Source organism: Pseudomonas sp. TE12508 (assembly GCF_056279485.1).
The window spans coordinates 189465-210496 of record NZ_JBWCCN010000003.1; the positions used below are offsets into that span (position 1 = coordinate 189465).

The following is a 21032-nucleotide window of genomic DNA, read 5'->3' on the forward strand; positions in this document are numbered from 1 at the left end:
TTGCCCCCGTTGGAGGGCGAAGCACTCCCAAAATCAGTCCACATACACAGGTTTTGCGGCTGCTGCGCAACCGAACGGGGGCAAGCCCCCTCGCCACAGGGGAATGTCTTTGATTCAAGATCCGGGGCATTAGAGTTTGCAACCTGCCTCAGGCCAGTTAAGGTTCGTGCAAGTTTATCTGCCCCCGAGTTTCTATGTTCAAGCGGTCCTTCTCTAAAACCCTCGCCTCCCTGCTGCTGGCCGGTGTCACCGTGTCGGCCCAGGCCAATTGGTACCTGGATGGCGAGTCCTCGCGGCTGTCGTTCATCAGCACTAAAAACGCCAATATTTCCGAAGTGCAACGCTTTCTGGTGCTGCACGGCAAGGTCGATCCCAAAGGGTTGGCCGAGGTAGAGGTTGAGCTGGAGTCGGTCAACAGCGGCATTCCGTTGCGTGACGAACGCATGCGCAAGGAACTGTTCGATATCCAGACGTTCCCTGAAGCGCTGATCAGCACGCAAATCGATCTACGGCCGATCAACGACCTGGCGCCCGGTGCGCAACTGGAGTTGCGCTTGCCGCTGACCGTCAACCTGCATGGCAAACAACACCAATACAACGCCGAACTGCTGGCGACCCGTCTCGATGACCGGCGCTTTCAAGTGGTGACCCTTGAACCGTTGGTGATCAACGCTGAAGACTTCGACCTGGCCCCGGGCCTGGAAAGCCTGCGCAAGGTTGCCGGTTTGTCGGCCATCAGTCTGTCGGTGCCGGTGGGTGCGGTGCTGATTTTCACGGCGCGCTGAGATGCGCGGCGCAATTTTCCCGTGGCGCGAAGGCAATCGCTTTGAACTGCTGATCGACGGCCCGCAGTTTTTTCCGCGAATGCTGGTGGCGATTGCCCGCGCCGAAGAACAAGTCGAACTGGAACTGTACCTGGTGGAGGCGGGAGCCTGCGCCGAGGCCATGGTTCAGGCACTGGTTCAGGCTGCCGAACGCGGTGTGCGGGTGCGCTGCCTGTTCGATGACTATGGCAGCCTGGCATTCACCCTGACCTTGCGTCAGCGCCTGATGGCCGCCGGTGTCGAGTTGCGTTTCTACAACCGCCTGAGTTGGCGCCGTTGGGTAGGCAATTTCTATCGCGACCACCGCAAGTTGCTGCTGGTGGATCAATGCCTGGCGGTGGTCGGCGGCACCGGGGTCACCGATGAGTTCTGGACCCCGGGCGAAGACACCAGCGAATGGCACGAAGTGATGGTGGAAATCACCGGTCCCTTGGTCATCGACTGGCAGTTGCTGTTCGACCGCCAATGGATCGCCAACCGTCATCGGCGTGCCTGGAAACCCACTGCGCACTTCGGTTTGCCGCGTCTGCCGCGAGTGCCGGCCATGGGCGAGGGCATGGGCCGGGTCGCCTATGCCGATGCCCGTCAACACCGCGACATTCTGCAATCGCTGGTTCGTGCGCTGAACAGCGGCCAGCGCCGAATCTGGCTGGCCACGCCGTATTTCCTGCCGACCTGGAAAGTCCGCCGCTCACTGCGTCGGGCGGCGGCTCGTGGCGTCGATGTGCGTTTGTTGCTGACCGGACCACGCACCGATCACCCGTCGGTGCGCTACGCCGGGCATCGCTACTACCCGCGATTGCTCAGGGCCGGGGTGAAGATCTTCGAATACCAGCCGTGTTTCCTGCACCTGAAGATGGTGTTGATCGATGACTGGGTGAGTATCGGCTCCTGCAACTTCGATCACTGGAATCTGCGTTTCAATCTGGAAGCCAACCTCGAAGCCCTGGACCCCGGGCTGACCCGGGCGGTGGCGGCGAGTTTCGAGAATGATTTTGCCCTGAGCCAGGAAGTCAGCCTCGAAGCATGGAAGCGCCGACCGTTGTGGCGGCGGGTCAAGCAAAGGGTATGGGGATGGGTGGATCGGCTGGTGGTGAATCTGCTGGATCGGCGGGGTTGAGCCCAATTTTCGCAACACCCTAAACCTAATGTGGGAGCGGGCTTGCCCGCGATGGCGGCCTTACATCAGATCGTTCCCACGCTCTGCGTGGGAATGCAGCCCGTGACGCTCCGCGTCACTGGACGCGGAGCGTCCCTAGAGGCATTCCCACGCAGAGCGTGGGAACGATCAATAGAGATGCTGAATGTTATGGCCTCATCGCGGGCAAGCCCGCTCCCACAGGTTTTGTGGCGTATGACTAATTACAGCAACTCAAAGCTCTGCTGCGTCACGTCCTGGGAGTCCAGGCCGATCTGCACGTTGAACTTGCCCGGTTCCGCGGCGTACTTGAGCTGGGCGTTGTAGAACTTCAGGTCATCCTCGGTGATGGTGAAGTGCACGACTTTCTGTTCGCCGGACTTGACCAATACTTTCTGGAAGTTCTTCAGCTCCTTGACCGGGCGGATCATCGAACCGGTCACGTCCTGGATGTACAGCTGCACCACGGTTTCGCCGTCACGCTTGCCGGTGTTCTTCACTACGACGCTGGCGTCGAGCTTGCCGGTCTTGTTCAGTGTGGTTGAAGACAGGGCCATGTCGGTCAGGCTGAATTGGGTGTAGCTCAGGCCGAAGCCGAACGGGAACAGCGGCCCGGTGGTGTCTTCGAAATACTGCGAGGTGTAGTTGCCCGGTTTGCCCGGAGTGAACGGCCGGCCAATGCTCAGGTGGTTGTAGTAGGTCGGAATCTGACCCACCGAGCGCGGAACACTGATCGGCAGTTTGCCCGACGGGTTGTAGTCGCCGAACAGCACGTCAGCAATGGCGTTGCCGCCTTCGGTGCCGCTGAACCAGGTTTCCAGAATCGCGTCAGCTTGCTCGTTCTCTTCGAGAATCGACAGCGGCCGGCCGTTCATCAACACCAATACCAGCGGTTTGCCGGTGGCTTTCAAAGCCCTGATCAACTCGCGCTGGTTGGCCGGAATGTTCAGGTCGGTACGGCTCGACGATTCGTGGGACATGCCTCGGGACTCGCCAACCGCGGCAACCACGACATCGGCATCCTTGGCAGCTTTCACCGCTTCATCGATCAACACGTTGGCCGGGCGCGGATCGTCCACCACTTCCGGCGCATCGAAGTTGAGGAAGTTCAGGTAATCGAGGATCTTCTTGTCGCTGGTGATATTCGCGCCACGGGCGTAGATCAGCGTCGACTGCGCGCCAAGCGCATTGGTCATGCCGTCGAACAAAGTCACCGATTGCTCGGGACGGCCAGCAGCGGCCCAACTGCCCATCATGTCGATCGGTGCCTTGGCCAGTGGACCGACCAGCGCGATTTTTGCGGTTTTCTTCAGCGGCAGGGTGTCGCCCTGGTTCTTCAGCAGCACCAGGCTGCGGCGCGCCACATCACGGGCCTCGGCACGGTGCAGGCGGCTTTCGGCGTAGGTGTCGGCCGGGTCATCCTCGGCCTTGCCGATGCGCAGGTACGGGTCTTTGAACAGGCCCATGTCGTACTTGGCGGCGAGCACTTCACGTACGGCGTTGTCGATGTCTTTCTGTTCGATCTCACCGGCCTTCAACAGCCCTGGCAATTCCTTGCCATAGAGGGTGTCGTTCATGCTCATGTCGATGCCGGCCTTGATCGCCAGCTTCGCGGCTTCGCGACCGTCAGCGGCGACGCCGTGCTTGATCAGCTCGAAAATCGCCCCGTGGTCGCTGACCGCCAGGCCCTTGAAGCCCCATTCCTTGCGCAGCAGGTCGTTCATCAACCAGGTGTTGGCGGTGGCCGGCACGCCGTTGATCGAGTTCAGCGCAACCATCACCCCGCCGGCACCGGCGTCAATCGCCGCGCGGTACGGTGGCAGGTAGTCCTGGTACATCTTGACCGGGCTCATGTCGACGACGTTGTAGTCGCGACCGCCCTCGACCGCGCCGTACAAGGCAAAATGCTTGACGCTGGCCATGATGCTGTCGGCCGCGTTCGCACCGGTGCCCTGGAAGGCTTTGACCATTACGCCGGCGATCCGCGAAACCAGGTAGGTGTCTTCGCCGAAGCCTTCGGACGTGCGGCCCCAGCGTGGGTCGCGGGAGATGTCGACCATCGGCGCGAAGGTGATGTCGAGGCTGTCAGCCGCCGCTTCCTGGGCGGCGATGCGCCCGGAGCGACCAATGGCGTCCATGTCCCAGCTCGAGGCCAGGGCCAGCGGAATCGGGAAAATGGTGCGATGGCCGTGGATCACGTCATAGGCGAAGAACATCGGGATCTTCAACCGGCTGCGCATGGCCGCGTCCTGCATCGGGCGGTTTTCTGCGCGGGTGATCGAGTTGAACGTGCCGCCGATATTGCCGGCAGCGATCTCTTTGCGGATCATCTCCCGCGGCATTTCCGGGCCGATGCTGATCAGGCGCAACTGGCCGATCTTTTCATCGAGGGTCATTTGCTTCATCAGGTGGCTGATGAAAGCGTCCTTGTTCTCTATAGGTGCGGGCGTCGTGGCGGCCAATACGGTATGACTGGCCAGGCTGACGAACAGGCCCAGCAAACACAGCTTCTTCATGAATGGTTTTCTCAAAAGCCTAAACGGCAGTGAATACACGCCGGTCAGCCAAAATTTTGGGAGCGACTATTGTTGTTCAGGTGAATGCAGCACACTTATGTGTTAGCGCCGGGGCATCTTTTAGCCCATTGGCTCGTTGCAATCCAGTAGCGGCGCAGATTATGCCCCAAGAGCCGGGTTCAAAGTTCGCAGGTTGTTTCATCAACGGAATGTGCAAGGGAGCATCAACCAGATGAATGTACGACTTCACTATCGGTCGAGCCTGCAGGTTGCAGCCTTGATGTGGCTGACAACACTGCTGACCGGCTGCGGCATCAACAATATCCCGACCCTCGACGAACAGGCCAAGGGCGCTTGGGGCCAGGTGCAGAACCAGTACCAGCGTCGCGCCGACCTGATTCCCAACCTGGTGGAAACCGTCAAGGGTTATGCCCAGCATGAGCAAGAAACCCTGACCGCGGTGATCGAAGCCCGCGCCAAGGCGACTTCGATTCAGGTGGATGCCAGCACGCTGGATAATCCGGAAAAACTCAAACAGTACGAGCAGGCGCAGAATCAGCTGACTGGCGCCCTGAGTCGGTTGATGGTGGTGTCCGAACGCTACCCGGACCTCAAGGCCAACCAGAACTTCCTGGCGCTGCAATCGCAACTTGAAGGCACCGAGAACCGCATCGCCGTGGCGCGTCGCGACTTCATCCTGGCGGTGCAGAAATACAATACCGAGATCCGCACCTTTCCCGGTCGCCTGTGGCACACCGTGATGTATAGCGATCTGCCAATCCGCGAAACCTTCGAGGCCACCAGCCCCGGTGCCGAGAAAGCGCCTGAAGTGAAGTTCCAGTAAGCGCCGGAACGGGCTAGAAGCGTCACCAAGGATGAGGTTGCCAATGCGCGTGTTGAAAGTGGGCCTGGTGCTGCTGTTCTGGGTGTTTGCCCTGACGGCCCAGGCCGAGTTGAAGTTCCCGGAATTGACCGGGCGGGTGGTGGACAACGCCCAGATGATCGAGCCTGCGGTGCGCGAGCAACTGACGCAACAGCTCAACGCCCACGAAAAAACCACCGGCGAGCAGTTGGTGGTGGTGACGTTGCCGGACTTGCAGGGCACCGACATCGCGGATTTCGGTTATCAATTGGGGCGCTACTGGGGGATCGGCCAGAAGGACAAGAACAACGGCGCGCTGCTGATCGTTGCGCGAGACGAGCGCAAGCTGCGGATCGAAGTCGGTTATGGCCTGGAAGGGCGCCTGACCGATGCGCAGAGTTCGGTGATCATCCATCAGGTGATCACGCCCGCGTTCAAGGCTGGCAACTTCAGCAAAGGCATCAGCGATGGCGTCGCGGCGATGCTGGTGGTGCTGGGCGGCAATCCGCTGGACGAGCCGTCGACAGTGTATGAATCGCGCGGTGATCAGGAGAGTGATTTCGTTGGGCGGCATCCGGGGTTATTCGTGTTCCTGGTGTTGCTGTTTATCCTGACGATCTTCATCGGCCAGATGTTCGGTATTCTGCCAAGCGGAGGAGGCCGTGGCGGCTCGGGAGGGGGCTTGGGCGGCGGAGGTTTTGGCGGTGGCGGCGGCGGGGGCTTCAGCGGCGGCGGGGGCAGTTTCGGGGGTGGTGGTTCGTCGGGCGGCTGGTGATACTGCAGGTAAAAACAACAATAGCGAGCAGGCATTCATAAACATGGCATTACTGACTGAACACGAACAACGCAAAGTCGCCGAGGCGATTGCCCGGGTCGAGCGCGATACCGACGCCGAACTGGTGACGGTGCTTGCGGCCCGCGCCGACGATTACGCGTATATCCCGCTGCTCTGGGCCAGCCTGCTGGCGCTGGTGGTGCCGGGTATCGTGCATTACCTGACGGGCTGGCTGACCATGCACAGCCTGTTGCTGGTGCAATGGCTCAGCTTCATCGTGTTGTGCCTGGTGTTCCGTATTCCGAAAGTCACCACGCGCCTGATCCCGCGCTCGGTCCGTCACTGGCGGGCGTCGAACCTGGCGCGCCGGCAGTTCCTGGAGCAAAACCTGCACCACACCGTGGGTAGCACCGGCATGCTGATTTTTGTCTCCGAGGCCGAGCGCTATGTGGAGATTCTGGTGGATGAAGGCATTTCCAAGCGACTGGACAACAAGAACTGGGACGCGATTGTGGCGGCGTTTACGCAGCAGGTGAAACAGGGGCAAACCTTGCAGGGGTTTGTGACGTGCATCGAGGCATGCGGCGAGTTGCTCAAGGTGCATGTGCCGGTGACCCATGTGCGCAATGAGTTGCCGAATCGGTTGGTGGTGTTGAGCTAAACCAAAAGATCGTCCGAACGCGGCCCGAACCTTCGGCAGCTCCTACCTGCTTTTGTGGCGAGGGGGCTTGCCCCCGTTCGGCTGCGAAGCAGTCGTCAAACCAGAGAACTCGGTGCGACTGAAGACACATGGGGGCCGCTTCGCAGCCCAACGGGGGCAAGCCCCCTCGCCACAAAGAGCTCACTGGCCTCAGGATTCGCACCGTTCAGCAAATAACTGCGTGTCCCGAACGGCCATCCCCCCTAAAATACCCACCATTCCCCGATCCGCACCGCCCGAGGCCGTTTTTTCCCATGTCTGTCACCGCCACTCCCGCCAGCCTCGCGCCGGATCATCACGCCCAGTTCATCGACTTGCTGCAAACCAGCCTCGATCAGAACGCCTTCATCAAACTGGTGCTGGCCAAGTACGTCGGTGGCGAAGCGGACTTGCAGCGGCTGATCATCAAGCAACTGACGGTCAAGGATCAGCCGTGCCTGTCCTTCGTCTACCGCTACAAAACCCGCGACATCACCAAGAACCTGCCGATTACGGAAGGCTTGGCGACCATTGCCGCGCTGTTGCCCGCATCGTTCAAAAATGCGCATTTACTGTCATTGACCGACGAAGCCCAGCTCGAATACAGCAAAAAGGGTAAATCTTCGCTGTTCAAGAGCAAACCTCAGCAATTGCGCGAAGTGCCGTCCGCCGAGCACAACCGCGAGAAGAACCGTTTCCTCGACCTGAGCCGGCCGTTCCTCAAAGACCTCGGCGTGACCAACGCGCAACATGAGCTGATCCCGGCGATGTCGCGCAAGTGGAAGCAGATCAACAAGTTCATCGAAGTCTTCAGCCATGCGCTGACTTCGTCGCCACTGGCGCTGGACAAACCCGTGCGGGTGGCGGATTTCGGCTCGGGCAAGGGCTACCTGACGTTCGCGATCCACGACTACTTGCGCAACACCCTGAAGGCCGAGGGCGAGGTGACCGGCGTCGAGCTGCGCGAAGACATGGTCAGCCTGTGCAACACCGCCGCCGCGAAGCTGGAGCATCCGGGGCTGGTATTCAAATGCGGTGACGTGCGCAGCGTCGCGCCGAGCGAGCTGGACGTGATGATCGCGTTGCATGCCTGCGACATCGCCACCGACTATGCGATTCACACCGGCATTCGTTCCGGCGCTTCGATCATCATGTGCTCGCCGTGCTGCCACAAACAGATCCGCCTGCAGATCCAGAGCCCGGCGCTGCTCAAGCCGATGTTGCAATACGGCCTGCACCTGGGCCAGCAGGCGGAAATGGTCACCGACAGTTTGCGTGCGTTGTTTCTGGAAGCTTGTGGTTACGAGACCAAGGTTTTTGAGTTCATCTCACTGGACCACACCAACAAGAACAAGATGATCCTGGCGGTCAAACGCGCCGAGCCGGTGGACCCGGCTCAACTGTTGGTGAAGATCCAGGAACTGAAGGATTTCTACCACATCAGCGAACATTGCCTGGAAACATTGCTGCGGGCTGATGGCTACCTCTGATCCTGTGGGAGCGGGCTTGCTCGCGAAAGCGGTTTGACATTCAACATCTTCGTTGAATATTAAACCCCCTTCGCGAGCAAGCCCGCTCCCACATCTGATTTGACTGCCGTCTTGCGCCCCAACATCACCGTCACGATCACCCCGGCGGCAAACAGCCAGGTAATCGGCTCGACGTGCTCACCGAAGAACAGTGCCGAAAACGCGATCGTGAAGAAGATCTGCAGCAACTGGATCTGGCTGACCCGGGCAATGCCGCCCATGGCCAGCCCCGCGTACCAGGCAAAGAACCCGATGAACTGTGAAAACAGCGAGACGTAACCGAAGGCCCACCAGGTTTTGGCCGAAATATCGCCTTGGTGTTGCAGCGCCAGATACACCACCGGACCGATCAGCAGCGGTGTCGACAGCACCAGCGCCCAGCAGATCACCTGCCAGCCACCCATCTCCCTGGCCAACCGGCCGCCTTCGGCATAACCCAACCCACCTACGGCAATCGCGCCGAGCATCAGTAAATCACCGGCCTGAATACTGCCGGCACCGCTGATCAGCGCATAACCGAGCACCAGCGCACTGCCCAACGCGGCGCAGGCCCAGAAGGCTTTCGACGGACGTTCATGGGACAGCCACGCGGCATACAGCGCCACGCACAGAGGTTGCAAGCCGTTGACCAGTGCGCCGTGGGAGGCGGGCAACGTCTGCATGGCCCAGGCCGACAGCACCGGGAAACCAAGGATGACCCCCGCGATCACCAGCGTCAGGCCTTTGACCTGTTTCCACGTGGGCCACTTTTCACGTTGCCACAGCAACAGCAGCGCTGCCGGAATTGCCGCAAACAGCGCACGGCCGAGGCCGTTGAGCAGCGGATGGAGTTCCTGCACGACGATCCGGGTGAAGGGCAGGGTCAGGCTGAAGATAACAACGCCGAGCAGGCCGAGGGCCATACCGGTGTTTTCGCGCGAGGACATGATGGGAGACCAGAATTCAGGATGGCGGGAAGTTTCTTTATCTAGCCATAAACCGCAGGCGTTGCTCTGTTACAGATAGGTGCAGAGTTATCCGTACAGTTTGAGGCCGCCATCGCGGGCAAGCCACGCTCCCACAGGTTTTGCATCGCCCTCAAGAACAACACAGTGTCTGTGGGAGTCGGGCTTGCCCGCGATGAACGATTACGCGGTCCATCAGGTAGTAGCTGGTTATTACCCACCCCGCCGGATAAGGACTACCTTGAATACTCCTGCATGCCCACGCATTTTCCAGAGGAGTCCTCCCCATGGCGGCTAAAAAAATTCTGATGCTGGTCGGCGATTACGTCGAAGACTACGAAGTGATGGTGCCGTTCCAGGCGCTGCTGATGGTCGGCCACACGGTGCATGCCGTTTGCCCGGACAAAACCGCCGGCCAGACCGTGCGCACGGCAATCCATGACTTCGAAGGCGACCAGACCTACAGCGAAAAACCCGGTCACCTGTTTGCCCTGAACTTCGATTTCGCCAAGGTAGATGCAGCGGACTACGACGCGCTGCTGGTGCCGGGCGGTCGTGCGCCGGAGTACCTGCGCCTGAACGAAAAAGTCCTGGACCTGGTGCGAGCGTTCGACAAAGCTGGCAAACCGATCGCCGCCGTGTGTCACGGTGCGCAACTGTTGGCCGCCGCAGGGATTCTCGAAGGTCGCGAGTGCAGCGCCTACCCGGCGTGCGCTCCGGAAGTACGCCTGGCTGGCGGCACGTTCATCGATATCCCGGTGACGGAAGGTCACGTTCAAGGCAATCTGGCCACTGCACCAGCCTGGCCGGCGCACCCGAGCTGGCTGGCCGGTTTCCTTGGGTTGCTGGGCACCAAAATCACGCTGTAACGAGGGACCTGTCCATGTGCGAGCTCTACGTCAAGGCCGATCCGATTCTCTACGAGTCGCGCTCCCGCTCGCTGCGCATCTGCGGGGTGGTCACCACCCTGCGGCTGGAGAATCAGTTCTGGGACATCCTCAGCGAAATCGCCGAGGTCGACGGCATGACCACCAATCAGTTGATCGCCAAGCTCTATGAAGAGGTGATGGACTACCGCGGCGAAGTGGTGAATTTCGCCTCGTTCTTGCGAGTGAGTTGTATGCGGTATCTGAGCCAGCGCCGGGTGCAGGCACCCGAGTTATCGGTAGTGCGTGCGGTGGTGAAGTAGCAAGATTTTGAGGGGACTGTGCCGAGGCCTTCGCGAGCAAGCCCGCTCCCACATTGAAATGCGTTCTCCTGTGGGAGCGGGCTTGCTCGCGAAGGGGTCGGTACAGGCGACAGAAATCCTGACTTGGTCTTTACTCTGAAGCGCAAACCTCTCAATCGCCAAGGAGAAAAAGCATGTCTGGATGGTACGAAGTGAGCAAAACCAGCAACGGTCAGTTCAAGTTTGTATTGAAAGCGGCCAACGCCGAAACCATTCTGACCAGTGAGCTGTACACCTCGCGCGGCGCGGCCGACAGCGGTATCGCCTCGGTTCAGGCCAACAGTCCGCTGGACGAACGCTACGAGAAAAAAACCACCAAGGATGGTCATCCTTACTTCAACCTCAAGGCTGCCAACCATCAGATCATCGGCAGCAGCGAATCCTACTCATCGGATGCCGCGCGGGATAAAGGCATCGCCAGCGTCAAGGCCAACGGCCCGACTACGGTGATCAAGGACAAGACCTTGCCGGTGCTCTAAACACACCGCTTGATAAGTCCAATACACATCCAGTGTGGGAGCGGGTTTGCTCGCGAAAGCGGTCTGACATTCAGCATCTTCGTTGAATGTTCAGCCCCCTTCGCGAGCAAGCCCGCTCCCACATAGGTTTGGCAGCGTTAACAAATCCCTGTGGGAGCGGGCTTGCCCGCGAAGAGGCTGGCCGCGGCGCCGCTAAACTTCGACCGGTACAGTCAGCTTCGGACTACCAAGCGCATGCGTCTTCGAATCAAAAAACCGCAGCTCCACCCCCGTCCCTTCAAACACCTTCGTGTAATGCCGCTTCTGGTGCTGGATGAACGCCTTGCTGCGCGGGTAAATCGAGATCGCCGCTGTCTTCGGCTTCGCCTGACGCAATGCATGAATGATGTGACTGTCCTGCTCGCCAAGGGCATGCCCGAAGATGCACAGCCCATCGCCATGGCCCAGTAACTGGTCGTAGCAAAACGACAGGTAATCGGAGCTGCGAATGGTTTTGAGCTTGTCCTGGGTCGGGCCTTCGTTGACGAACAGTGGTACGTCGTCGAGGGTCTTGATCGTATTGTTGATGGCGAAACTGCCCAGCAACGTACCTTCGGTCGACATCAATTTACGCGCCGTGCCGTCCTGATTGCGCACCAGATGCAGGCCGCCGTGCAGGTACAGCAGCCGGGTTTTGTCGGTCGTGGTGAGGCTCAGGTCAAAACGCGGCTCGGTGCCCTGGAACAGATCGGTAATAGCCTCAGGCCGGTGCTGGATCGCCCAGTAGTTGAGCAAGTCGTAATTGGTGGTGAACACCGTTCGATAGCTGCCCAACTCCTGATTGATCGTCGCCAGCGTCGAGGGCACCACCAACCGCCAAGGGATGTGCACCGCATGCACGGTATTGATCAGCGCTTCCTTGATCGCGTAATAACGATTGCGCGGTGCCGCTGAGCTGACGGCCAAGGCCTTGTTGACCCGGCTGGTGGTTTTCAGCGCCCCAAGCACCTGTTCGAAACTGCGCGTCTGCATCGCCTCGAACACGCTCAATTCGGATTGGCTCAGAGGCTTCTCTTCGACGGTGCGGGCGTTTTCGAACAGCGAGTCGTAGCCGAAGTCGTCCCATACCGCACGACTGGCACCGTTACCCACCAGCAGGCCGCCGAAAGAGGCGGTGGTGCGCAAGGCGTTCCAGTCTTCAAGTTGGGCATCGACATCCTGGAAATCGGTCATTGCGTTCGTTGTCTCAAAGCAAAAGGTCTGATGGACGGCGACTTTATCACGACCCGGACTTGAGCCAGATCAAGTTACCGCACGACTAATGGGTCGATCCTGTGCACACCCGCCGGATCGGTGCTGTTGATTCGGCTTCAGCCAGGAGACTCGCGCATGAGCAGTACGTTTTTCATCCCCGCTGTGAACATCATGGGCACCGGTTGCCTCGACGAAGCCATGGACGCCATTCGCAAGTATGGTTTTCGCAAGGCACTGATCGTCACCGATACCGGGTTGGCCAAGGCTGGCGTGGCGACGATGATTGCCGAGAAACTGGCGATCCAGGATATCGACTCGGTGATCTTCGACGGCGCCAAGCCGAATCCGAGCATCGCCAACGTCGAGCTTGGTCTGGGCCTGCTCAAGGAAAGTCGTTGTGATTTCGTGGTGTCGCTGGGCGGCGGTTCGCCTCACGACTGCGCCAAGGGCATCGCCTTGTGCGCCACAAACGGTGGGACGATTCGTGACTACGAAGGCGTCGATCAGTCAACCAAACCGCAGTTGCCGCTGATCGCCATCAACACCACCGCCGGCACTGCCAGCGAGATGACCCGTTTTTGCATCATCACCGACGAATCCCGTCACGTGAAAATGGCCATCGTCGATCGCAACGTCACGCCGCTGCTGTCGGTCAACGACCCGGCGCTGATGATCGCCATGCCCAAGGGGCTGACTGCCGCCACCGGCATGGACGCGCTGACCCACGCCATCGAAGCGTACGTCTCCACGGCGGCCAACCCGATTACCGATGCCTGTGCGCTCAAAGCCATCACCTTGATTAGCAATAACCTGCGCCTGGCCGTACGCGACGGCAGTGACATGATCGCGCGGGAAAACATGGCTTACGCACAGTTCCTGGCCGGTATGGCATTCAACAATGCGTCCCTCGGCTACGTTCACGCGATGGCTCACCAGTTGGGCGGTTTCTATGACTTGCCCCACGGTGTGTGCAATGCGGTGCTGCTACCGCACGTGCAGAGTTTCAACGCGCTGGTCTGCGCCGACCGCCTGACCGATGTCGCCCGCGCGATGGGCGCCGACATTCACGGATTCAGCCCTGAAGAGGGCGCTCAGGCAGCGATCGCGGCCATTCGCAACCTGGCCAGGGACGTGGAAATCCCCGCCGGTTTACGCGAGCTCGGTGCCAAGCTCAACGACATCCCGGTGCTGGCCAGCAACGCCTTGAAAGACGCCTGTGGACTGACCAATCCACGGGCGGCGGATCAGCGGCAGATCGAGGAGATTTTCCGCAGCGCGTTTTAAGTGGTTCGACGGCCGGGCGCGAGCACTACGCAAAGCAGCGCGCCCACGGCCAGCAAGGTGCATAGCAGCGACAATGGCCATGCCTGCTGGCTCGCTATCAGGCTGGCGATACCGCCGATAATGGCGGCCATCAGTTGGTGAATGAAACCGCTCAATGCCATCGCATAAGCACCGCCGACCGGCGAACCTTCGTTGGCCAGGGACAGGCTGATCGGGTAATTCAACGACTGGCCAAACACCGCAAAACAATAGGGTAGCCAGAACAGCAGCGCTATTGACGTACCGGCGATGCTACTGAGCAACATGACCGCGCTGCCGGTCAGTACCAGCCCAACGCCCGCCGTCATCAGCTGGCGCTGACCGGTACGCAGCACAAAGCGATTGACCGCCACAGCCCCGAGAAAATAGGCCGCGCTGATCGGCCAACCCAACAATCCGTATTCCACTGCCGACCAGTTGAAGGGGCCTTGCAGAATCAACGGCGCGGCGGTGTTGAATGCGACGATCACCCCGTAACCCAGGCCGCCGACAAGGGCCGGCAACAGGAAGGCCCGATGACCCAGAATGTGCCAGTAGCTCGTCCAGGCGGATGACAGTGTGTTCTCTGCTGCCAGCACCGGGAACGTGAGTCGGGCCACCACCACCGCCATCAACAGGCTTACGCCGCCCAACAAGTAGAAGATCATCGGCCAACCCAGCGCCACTTGGATAATCGACCCCAGGTATTGGCCGATACCCAGCGCCACCACAAAGGAAATCGATATCCAGGACAATGCCTTGGCCAGCAGGTCGCCGCGAAAACTGTCGCGGATCAGCACCCGGGCCATGACCGAAATTCCGCTGGCGCCTACCCCCTGAATCAGTCGAAAAAACAGGAACGACTCCAGCGTCTGGCCCAAGGGCAGGGCCAGGTTACCCACCCCATAGATACCGAGCGCCGCGAGCAATACCGGTTTACGACCAATACGTTGACCGAGGCTGCCCCAGAACAGCATCGGTAGCGCCATGCCGATCAGATACACCGCTAGCCCCCATGAAACCTGCGAGGCATCGGCGGTTAGATCCCGGGCAATTTCCGGCAGCGCCGACAGATAAATGCTCATGCCCAATTGAGCGAGAAAAACCGTGCAGCAGGTGATGAGGAGGGTGGTGCTGCTCTTCATTGGATCTTCCCTGAGTTTTTCAGCAGCCGATGCCCTGGCTGTATTGTTCGGTTCGTTTGAGACTGACAAAGAGGCGGATATTAACCTGAAGTTCTTCCTGCAACGCGACGAGTTCCAGAGGGACATGTCTGGTTCATGGGGCAATTGGATGGCGGAGACGAAACGAAACCGGGCTATCCTGCCGACTCAGTCGAACCGAAATCATCGAGCCCTCCCATGTTGCAGAAAGCCTGATTCGCCGCCTCGGCGGCCTTGGCGGTTGCCCGTTTGCGCCGGGTGCCTCGGGCAATATCTGCACTGAAGATCTGGTCAACCTGTGCGATGAAATCGGTATTCACACCGGCATCGATCTGCCGTTGTTGCTGAGGTTGTCCCGAGGATTGCCCGCGTTGTTGGGCCACGAGGTACCCGGACAACTCGCCAAGGCCGGGCGCAATTGCGACCTGCACCCCACGCCTTCCTGAACCCACCACGAACCCCTACAAAAAAGCGCGTTCACTGAACACCTCAGCCAGACAACAAAAACAATCGGGACTCCCTTGTGAAGTTGCTGCTATGGGGATTGCCGCAGAAGCTGCGCACGCTAGATAAGTTCTGAGATTGCGGTGTTGGACCGGACGCCATCGCGAGCAGGCTCGCTCCCACAGTAGATGTGTGTCGTACTCGGAATCTGTGAACGACGATAACCCCTGTGGGAGCGAGCCTGCTCGCGATGACTGACTCACAGCCAACAAACCCCCAGCGGCTATACGCTCAAGGCCGTTTAAGTTGTACGCTCCATTCGCAACCACCCAGAGCACTCAAGGTTACGAAACCCATGCTAACCGGCCTCAACCACCTGACCCTCGCCGTCACCGACCTGAACCGCAGCGTGGCGTTCTATCGCGATCTGCTGCAACTTCAGCTTGAAGCCACGTGGGACACCGGCGCCTATCTTTCATTACCCGGTCTGTGGCTGTGCCTTTCTCTCGATCCGCTACGCGAATCCGCGCCCGCTGCTGACTACACCCATTACGCCTTCAGTATCGATTCTGCGCACTTCCCGTTGTTCGTCGAACACCTGCGATCCGCCAACGTGCAGGAGTGGCGGGACAACCGTAGCGAAGGCGCGTCGTTCTATTTTCTTGACCCGGACGGGCACAAGCTTGAGGCGCATGTCGGGGATCTGGCGTCGCGGCTGACGGCTTGTCGGCAACGGCCGTATGCGGGGATGAAGTTCTTCGACGATCAGTGAGTCGATGCTCAGGGTCCTGGGATAGACTTGCGTCCATTCATCCGGCGTTTCAACAGGAATTCCCATGACTCCATCGCTGCTAATGGCCGTTCTCGCCTCGGGCTTCATTTATGGCATCACGCCGGGCCCGGGTGTGCTGGCGGTGTTCGGCATCGGCGCGGCGCGCGGGCGGCGGGCTGGAGCGGGGTTTCTGTGCGGGCATTTGCTGGGCGACGTGGTCTGGTGCAGCACGGCGCTGATCGCGATTGTCGGTGCGCGGGAAATCGGCAGCACTGCGTTCGATGTGTTGGGCGTACTCAGTGGGCTCTACCTGTTCTGGCTGGGCCTGCGCGCGGTGCGGGCTCGTCGCGGCAGTGCCGAGGCGCCTCAGGGGCCGGCGCGGCAGCCATTCTGGCACGGCATCCTGTTCGGTCTGACCAACCCCAAGGCTTATCCGGTGGCAGTGGCGACCTTTACTGCGCTGTTGTCCAGCCGTGCAGAATTGCTGCATTGGTCGATGTTGCCCTGGTTGATCATCCTGAGCTTCGTTGGTGGCCTTTTGGCCTACGCTATTCTCATAGGCATCGTCGGGGCGCGTCAGGTGCGCACGTTGTATCAGCGTCATGAACTGGCGATCACCCGGTTGTGCGGGGTAATGTTCATCGGTTTTGCCATCAATGCCTTGGTGCATGCGCTGCCTGGGCTGGTGACGAACAAGGCTTGAGGCTGATCGCAGGGAAGCGTCAGCGTACAGTCAACGCTCGGGCGTATGACCGGTCAGGGAGGGTTGTTCAATGTTGCATTGTCCGGACACGCTCTCGGCATTATGGAAACCAGTAATTCCGCCCCACTGGCGAGCTACATTGACCTCTTGCTGGACGCCGTCTGTGCGGTGGATAAACAAGGTCGCTTCGTATTTGTCAGCGCGGCCTGCGAGCGCATTTTCGGTTACACCCCCGACGAGCTGATCGGCCAGCCGATGATCGACCTGGTACATCCCGCCGACCGACAGCGTACCCTCGACGCCGCACGGGAGATCATGGGCGGCGAGCCCAAGCTCAATTTTGAAAATCGTTACCTGCGCAAGGACGGCCGGGTGGTGCACATTCTCTGGTCGGCGCGCTGGTCGGAGGTCGATCAGTTGCGCATTGCCGTGGCGCGCGACATCACCGAGCGCAAGCAGGCCGAGTCCCGGCAAGCGGCGCTGTATGCAATCTCCGAAGCGGCCCACGCGGCGGAAGATCTGCTGGCGTTGTTCAAACGCATTCATTCGATCATCGGTGAATGGCTTCCGGCATTGAATTTCTCCGTGGCGCTGCATGACGAGCACTGTGCGCAGCTGAATTTCCCCTATCACGTCGACGACCGTGAACCGCAACCCGAAGAGCCCGGGACTGTGACCGGGCGTCTTTGCAGTGAAGTGATTCGCAGCGGCTTGCCGATCCTGCTGACTCCGGATCAGGACAATCCGCCCGCGGGGTTTGCGGCACTGGTCGCGGGCCAGGATTCGCCCTGCTGGCTGGGCGTGCCATTGAGTTCGAAGAACGGCACCATTGGCGCGTTGATCGTTAAAAGCGTACCGGGCGGCGAGCGTTATACCGAGCAAGACAAGGAACTGCTGCAGTATGTTTGCGCGCAGGTCGCGACCGCTATCGAGCGCAAGCAATTGCATGCCCGGCTCCAGCGCATGGCTCAATACGACCAACTGACTCAGTTGCCCAATCGCGAGTTGCTGCGCGAACGCCTCAAAGCCTCGCTGGAGCTGGCCCGAACAGACTCCGGTCGAATGGCTTTGCTCTACGTCGACCTCGACCGCTTCAAGCATGTCAACGACACCCACGGTCATACGGTTGGCGACATGCTGCTGCAAGCGGTCGCCAATCGGCTCAAGGGCTGCGTGCGTGAAACCGATACCGTGGCGCGCATCGGCGGTGATGAATTTGTGGTGTTGTTGCACAGCATCCGTGCCGCGGAGGATGCCGAGCGTGTGGCGGGAAAAATCCGCCAGGTACTGGTTCAGCCCCTGCGCCTGGACGGGCATAACCTGAGCATCCAGCCGAGCATTGGCGTTGCGCGCTACCCCGAACACGGGACCGAAGAAAATCAGTTGTTCAGGCATGCCGACGAGGCGATGTACAGCGCCAAGCGCCAGCATCACCTGCGTCTCGGGGCCTGAAAGCCCGTCACCGTTCGTCGCAGCGTTGCCAGTTTTTCTAAACCTTTTTGACTATGGAAATTCTTATTCTATGCGGGCGGCTGCTCGCTGCTCTCATCATCAAGAGGATGAAAACCATGCCTACTTCAAAAAATCCGAGTCCGGGTAGTGCCCATGATCGAACGAAGGCGTCTGAAGCCGGTCGCAAAGGTGGGAAAACCACCACGACGACCGTTGATAAAGATTCCGCGAAAGGCGGCATGGGCCGCAAAGGTGGTCAGAAATCCCGGTAATAGTGAAGGTGGTTTTATTAAAAGACGGGGGCGAAAGCCCCCGTTGGAATTTTCAAAGAAGGAGGGCGCGACCATGAGCCGGATGGCCACCCGTTTACGCAATGCCAGTTTTGTCACGTTACTGGGGCTGTTTGCCAACAGTGCCTTTGCCCAGTCCGCCGCCGAATTCATCAACGAAGCGTCGGCCAAAGGCATGGCCGACATCGAAGCCAGTCGCCTGGCGCACCAGAAAACCGAATCCAAAGAGGTCAAGGATTACACCATCGTGGTGATCAACGACCTCACCACCGCCAACCAGCATCTGGCGAAAATTGCCAAGCAACTTGATTTACCGGTCGCGCCACGCGAAGAGGTGATGGACAAGGCCAAAACGTTGATCCCGGAGGTGAAGGACGACGCCTCCTTCGATCAGGCATACGCCGCTAACCAGGTGAAAACCACACAAGAATCCATCGAGCAGCTTCAACAACAAGCGCAGACCACGGACGTACCGCAAATCAAAGCGTTCGCCGAAGAAACCTTGCCCAAACTGCAAAACCACCTGCAGATGGCCAGGGCCCTGCAAGCCAGTCGCTAGCACCACGGGCGCGGGTGACGTCGCCGGTCACCCGCGGGGCATGGATCAACATTCATTCAATCCTGTTTCTTTGTTTTCGGGACGACAGTGCCGTCCAGAGGAATCGTTTCGCCCTCGCCGAGGTTGCGATATTTCTTTCTCAATTCTTCCAGCTGTTTGAGATCCAGTGATTCGAGCCCCAGCATCGCGTTCTGCGCTTCTTTCGTTACTCGCAATAACTCATCGATCTTCAAGTGCAAAATGTCCGTGTCGCGGTTCTGGGTGTTCTGGATCAGGAACACCATCAGGAAAGTGATGATGGTGGTCGAGGTGTTGATGATCAATTGCCAGGTATCGTTGAAATGAAAAATCGGCCCGCTCAAACCCCACAGGATAATCAGAACGATCGCCCCCAGAAATGTCCGGGGCAGGCCGGCCCACAGGGAGAGTTTCTGTGCAATTTTTGCGAATTTCATTGCCGTGCTCCTTATAGGGATGCGCCTGATTTTCAGACAGCACGGGCATAACGAAAATTCTGCTGAATAGTGCCTGCGCATGGATGTGTGAACCCTCTGTCAGAGGCGATGGCACCAAGTCATCGGTGCAGATGCAGGAGAAGGGGGCGGATAAGCAGTAAATGACTGGCCTGCGAGTTGATCGCTCGCGCTCTTCATTGGAATGTGGCCAATGCCTTGCTGCATCTGGAATCTTTGGTTGGAATCTTTCTTTGTGCCGGTTTGTGTCTAGTATCAAATGGCAGTCAATTTGCCAGCATGCAAACACACGGATCGAAACCAAGTAAGAGGTCACTCATGGAATTCTTTGAGAAGTTAGCAAGCCTAGCCGCCAAGGTTCGTTTGCAAAGCGCTGCAATTCAGACGGAGGAGGCGACCAAGAATGCTTTCGTCATGCCCTTCATCAGTACGGTGCTGGGCTACGATGTATTTGATCCGAGTGAGGTGACTCCAGAATTCGTTTGCGATATCGGAACGAAAAAAGGAGAAAAAATTGACTACGCAATCATGAAGGAAGGAGAGGTACAGATCCTCATCGAGTGCAAAAAAATAGGCGAATCGCTGCACATCAATCACGCCTCCCAGCTATTTCGCTATTTCCATGTCACCAGCGCTCGAATCTCTATCCTCACCAACGGCCAGGTCTATAAGTTCTTCACCGATCTGGATGCGCCCAACAAGATGGATGAGAAACCGTTTCTTGAACTCGATCTTCTGGATATCGATGAGTACTCCGTTCCCGAATTGATCAAGCTCACCAAGTCCGCATTCGACGTGGATTCGATCATCAATGCGGCAGGTGAGCTGAAATACGTCAGTCAGATCAAAAAGGTCATCGCCTCGCAGGTCATCAAACCTGATGACGACTTTGTAAAAGTCTTCGCCTCCCGAGTGTACGACGGGGTCATAACTCAGAAAGTCCGTGAGCAGTTCCACGAGCTGACGAGAAAAGCAGTCGTGCAGTTTCTCAATGATCAGATCAATGACCGACTCAAATCAGCTATGAGTGGTGCCATTCAGCCTGCGCTGGCATCGAGATCGGTTCCTGCCGGCGGCGGTGATCCGACAGATCAGCGTGACGAATCAGAGGATAAAGTGCTGACGACCCTGGAAGAATTGGAGGGTTATCACATTGTCCGTGCGGTGGTTCGTTCGGTTGTGGACGCTAAACGGATAGTGCAGCGCGATACGCAAAGCTATTTTGGGATCTTGCTCGATGACAACAATCGCAAGCCGATTTGTCGCCTTCATTTCAATCGTTCACAAAAGTACATTGGGATTTTTGACGAAGAAAAAAATGAAACGCGGCATCCGATTGGCTCGGTTGATGAGATTTACGATTATTCGGATCACTTGAAGAAGACAGTTGGATACTACGACTGACCTAAACAGCATACAAAGAACCGGCCCCTTGAGGCTAATGCCAGTCAGTTAAGAAAAGGACATGCCAGTGGAGAACCTGTGGCGAGGGGGCTTGCCCCCGTTCGGCTGCGAAGCAGTCGCAAACCCGATGCATGCGATGTGCCTGGCAGAACGAGAGTGCAGGTTTTAGGACTGCTTCGCAGTCCAACGGGGGCAAGCCCCCTCGCCACAGGTCTTATGTCTGACGAGACTTCACTTAACTGGCCGGCATTAGGCCCTTGATG

Annotated in this window: 21 protein-coding genes and 1 pseudogene; 17 read left to right on the forward strand and 5 right to left on the reverse strand. The window is 58.8% G+C overall.

Features of this window, described 5'->3' with window-relative positions:
- Nucleotides 1-194 precede the first annotated feature (194 nt).
- Entirely contained in the window at nt 195-785 is a 591-nt protein-coding gene (locus tag ACZ9IM_RS05240; RefSeq protein WP_476223489.1) for a YceI family protein, read from the forward strand.
- Between the two features lies 1 nt (nt 786).
- A complete protein-coding gene (locus ACZ9IM_RS05245; RefSeq protein ID WP_008010850.1) occupies nt 787-1944 on the forward strand; it encodes a phospholipase D-like domain-containing protein in 1158 nt (385 codons plus the stop codon).
- Between the two features lie 242 nt (nt 1945-2186).
- Here ACZ9IM_RS05245 and bglX read toward each other — a convergent pair whose 3' ends face one another.
- Nucleotides 2187-4478 (reverse strand): beta-glucosidase BglX, encoded by a 2292-nt coding sequence (bglX, locus tag ACZ9IM_RS05250; RefSeq protein ID WP_476223490.1) that lies wholly within the window; start codon nt 4476-4478, stop codon nt 2187-2189.
- Between the two features lie 232 nt (nt 4479-4710).
- On the opposite strand from bglX, the gene ACZ9IM_RS05255 reads away from it, so the two are divergent.
- The 4 genes from ACZ9IM_RS05255 (at nt 4711) to ACZ9IM_RS05270 (ending at nt 8284) form a co-directional block, all read left to right on the forward strand.
- The gene (locus ACZ9IM_RS05255) at nt 4711-5322 is read left to right on the forward strand and encodes a LemA family protein (protein ID WP_476223491.1); all 612 of its coding nucleotides are present in this window, start codon (nt 4711-4713) and stop codon (nt 5320-5322) included.
- 43 nt (nt 5323-5365) lie between these two features.
- Entirely contained in the window at nt 5366-6115 is a 750-nt protein-coding gene (locus ACZ9IM_RS05260; RefSeq protein WP_427625717.1) for a TPM domain-containing protein, read from the forward strand.
- A gap of 43 nt (nt 6116-6158) precedes the next feature.
- Nucleotides 6159-6776, forward strand: a complete 618-nt coding sequence (locus ACZ9IM_RS05265; protein ID WP_007903764.1) for a TPM domain-containing protein — start codon at nt 6159-6161, stop codon at nt 6774-6776.
- A gap of 293 nt (nt 6777-7069) precedes the next feature.
- Nucleotides 7070-8284: a class I SAM-dependent methyltransferase gene (locus tag ACZ9IM_RS05270; protein WP_476223492.1), complete on the forward strand. Its 1215-nt coding sequence runs from the start codon at nt 7070-7072 to the stop codon at nt 8282-8284.
- Between the two features lie 59 nt (nt 8285-8343).
- Here ACZ9IM_RS05270 and ACZ9IM_RS05275 read toward each other — a convergent pair whose 3' ends face one another.
- Nucleotides 8344-9249 (reverse strand): DMT family transporter, encoded by a 906-nt coding sequence (locus tag ACZ9IM_RS05275; RefSeq protein WP_476223493.1) that lies wholly within the window; start codon nt 9247-9249, stop codon nt 8344-8346.
- A gap of 305 nt (nt 9250-9554) precedes the next feature.
- On the opposite strand from ACZ9IM_RS05275, the gene ACZ9IM_RS05280 reads away from it, so the two are divergent.
- The 3 genes from ACZ9IM_RS05280 to ACZ9IM_RS05290 all read left to right on the forward strand — a co-directional run bounded on the left by ACZ9IM_RS05280 (nt 9555) and on the right by ACZ9IM_RS05290 (nt 10974).
- Complete coding sequence (locus tag ACZ9IM_RS05280; RefSeq protein WP_095051422.1) at nt 9555-10136, forward strand: DJ-1/PfpI family protein; 582 nt, start codon at nt 9555-9557, stop codon at nt 10134-10136.
- Nucleotides 10137-10150: 14 nt separating this feature from the next.
- Nucleotides 10151-10456, forward strand: coding sequence for a ribbon-helix-helix domain-containing protein (locus ACZ9IM_RS05285; RefSeq protein WP_007935755.1), 306 nt, complete (start codon nt 10151-10153; stop codon nt 10454-10456).
- Between the two features lie 173 nt (nt 10457-10629).
- Nucleotides 10630-10974: a YegP family protein gene (locus ACZ9IM_RS05290; protein WP_476223494.1), complete on the forward strand. Its 345-nt coding sequence runs from the start codon at nt 10630-10632 to the stop codon at nt 10972-10974.
- 192 nt (nt 10975-11166) lie between these two features.
- On the opposite strand, the gene ACZ9IM_RS05295 is transcribed toward ACZ9IM_RS05290, so the two are convergent.
- Entirely contained in the window at nt 11167-12186 is a 1020-nt protein-coding gene (locus tag ACZ9IM_RS05295; RefSeq protein WP_123499164.1) for a DUF4917 family protein, read from the reverse strand.
- 156 nt (nt 12187-12342) lie between these two features.
- On the opposite strand from ACZ9IM_RS05295, the gene yiaY reads away from it, so the two are divergent.
- Nucleotides 12343-13491, forward strand: coding sequence for an L-threonine dehydrogenase (gene yiaY / locus ACZ9IM_RS05300; protein ID WP_476223495.1), 1149 nt, complete (start codon nt 12343-12345; stop codon nt 13489-13491).
- Here yiaY and ACZ9IM_RS05305 read toward each other — a convergent pair.
- Complete coding sequence (locus ACZ9IM_RS05305) at nt 13488-14654, reverse strand: multidrug effflux MFS transporter (RefSeq protein WP_427627337.1); 1167 nt, start codon at nt 14652-14654, stop codon at nt 13488-13490. The genes yiaY and ACZ9IM_RS05305 overlap by 4 nt on opposite strands.
- A gap of 242 nt (nt 14655-14896) precedes the next feature.
- Between ACZ9IM_RS05305 and ACZ9IM_RS05310 the strand changes: the two are divergent.
- From ACZ9IM_RS05310 to ACZ9IM_RS05335, 6 genes and pseudogenes are all read left to right on the forward strand, one after another.
- A pseudogene (locus ACZ9IM_RS05310) lies at nt 14897-15118 on the forward strand (hydroxymethylglutaryl-CoA lyase); the annotation flags it as partial.
- Nucleotides 15119-15471: 353 nt separating this feature from the next.
- Nucleotides 15472-15888: a fosfomycin resistance glutathione transferase gene (fos, locus tag ACZ9IM_RS05315; protein ID WP_476223496.1), complete on the forward strand. Its 417-nt coding sequence runs from the start codon at nt 15472-15474 to the stop codon at nt 15886-15888.
- 64 nt (nt 15889-15952) lie between these two features.
- Nucleotides 15953-16591 carry a LysE family translocator gene (locus ACZ9IM_RS05320; RefSeq protein WP_007903290.1) on the forward strand — a complete coding sequence of 213 codons (639 nt, stop codon included), beginning with the start codon at nt 15953-15955 and terminating at the stop codon, nt 16589-16591.
- Nucleotides 16592-16693: 102 nt separating this feature from the next.
- Nucleotides 16694-18043, forward strand: a complete 1350-nt coding sequence (locus ACZ9IM_RS05325) for a sensor domain-containing protein (RefSeq protein ID WP_476223497.1) — start codon at nt 16694-16696, stop codon at nt 18041-18043.
- Nucleotides 18044-18159: 116 nt separating this feature from the next.
- Complete coding sequence (locus ACZ9IM_RS05330; protein WP_008014777.1) at nt 18160-18315, forward strand: KGG domain-containing protein; 156 nt, start codon at nt 18160-18162, stop codon at nt 18313-18315.
- A gap of 73 nt (nt 18316-18388) precedes the next feature.
- The gene (locus tag ACZ9IM_RS05335; protein ID WP_476223498.1) at nt 18389-18892 is read left to right on the forward strand and encodes a DUF4142 domain-containing protein; all 504 of its coding nucleotides are present in this window, start codon (nt 18389-18391) and stop codon (nt 18890-18892) included.
- A gap of 56 nt (nt 18893-18948) precedes the next feature.
- Here ACZ9IM_RS05335 and ACZ9IM_RS05340 read toward each other — a convergent pair whose 3' ends face one another.
- Complete coding sequence (locus ACZ9IM_RS05340; protein WP_476223499.1) at nt 18949-19347, reverse strand: low affinity iron permease family protein; 399 nt, start codon at nt 19345-19347, stop codon at nt 18949-18951.
- Nucleotides 19348-19683: 336 nt separating this feature from the next.
- Between ACZ9IM_RS05340 and ACZ9IM_RS05345 the strand changes: the two genes are divergently transcribed.
- Entirely contained in the window at nt 19684-20769 is a 1086-nt protein-coding gene (locus ACZ9IM_RS05345) for a type I restriction endonuclease (RefSeq protein ID WP_063342744.1), read from the forward strand.
- Nucleotides 20770-21032 lie beyond the last annotated feature (263 nt).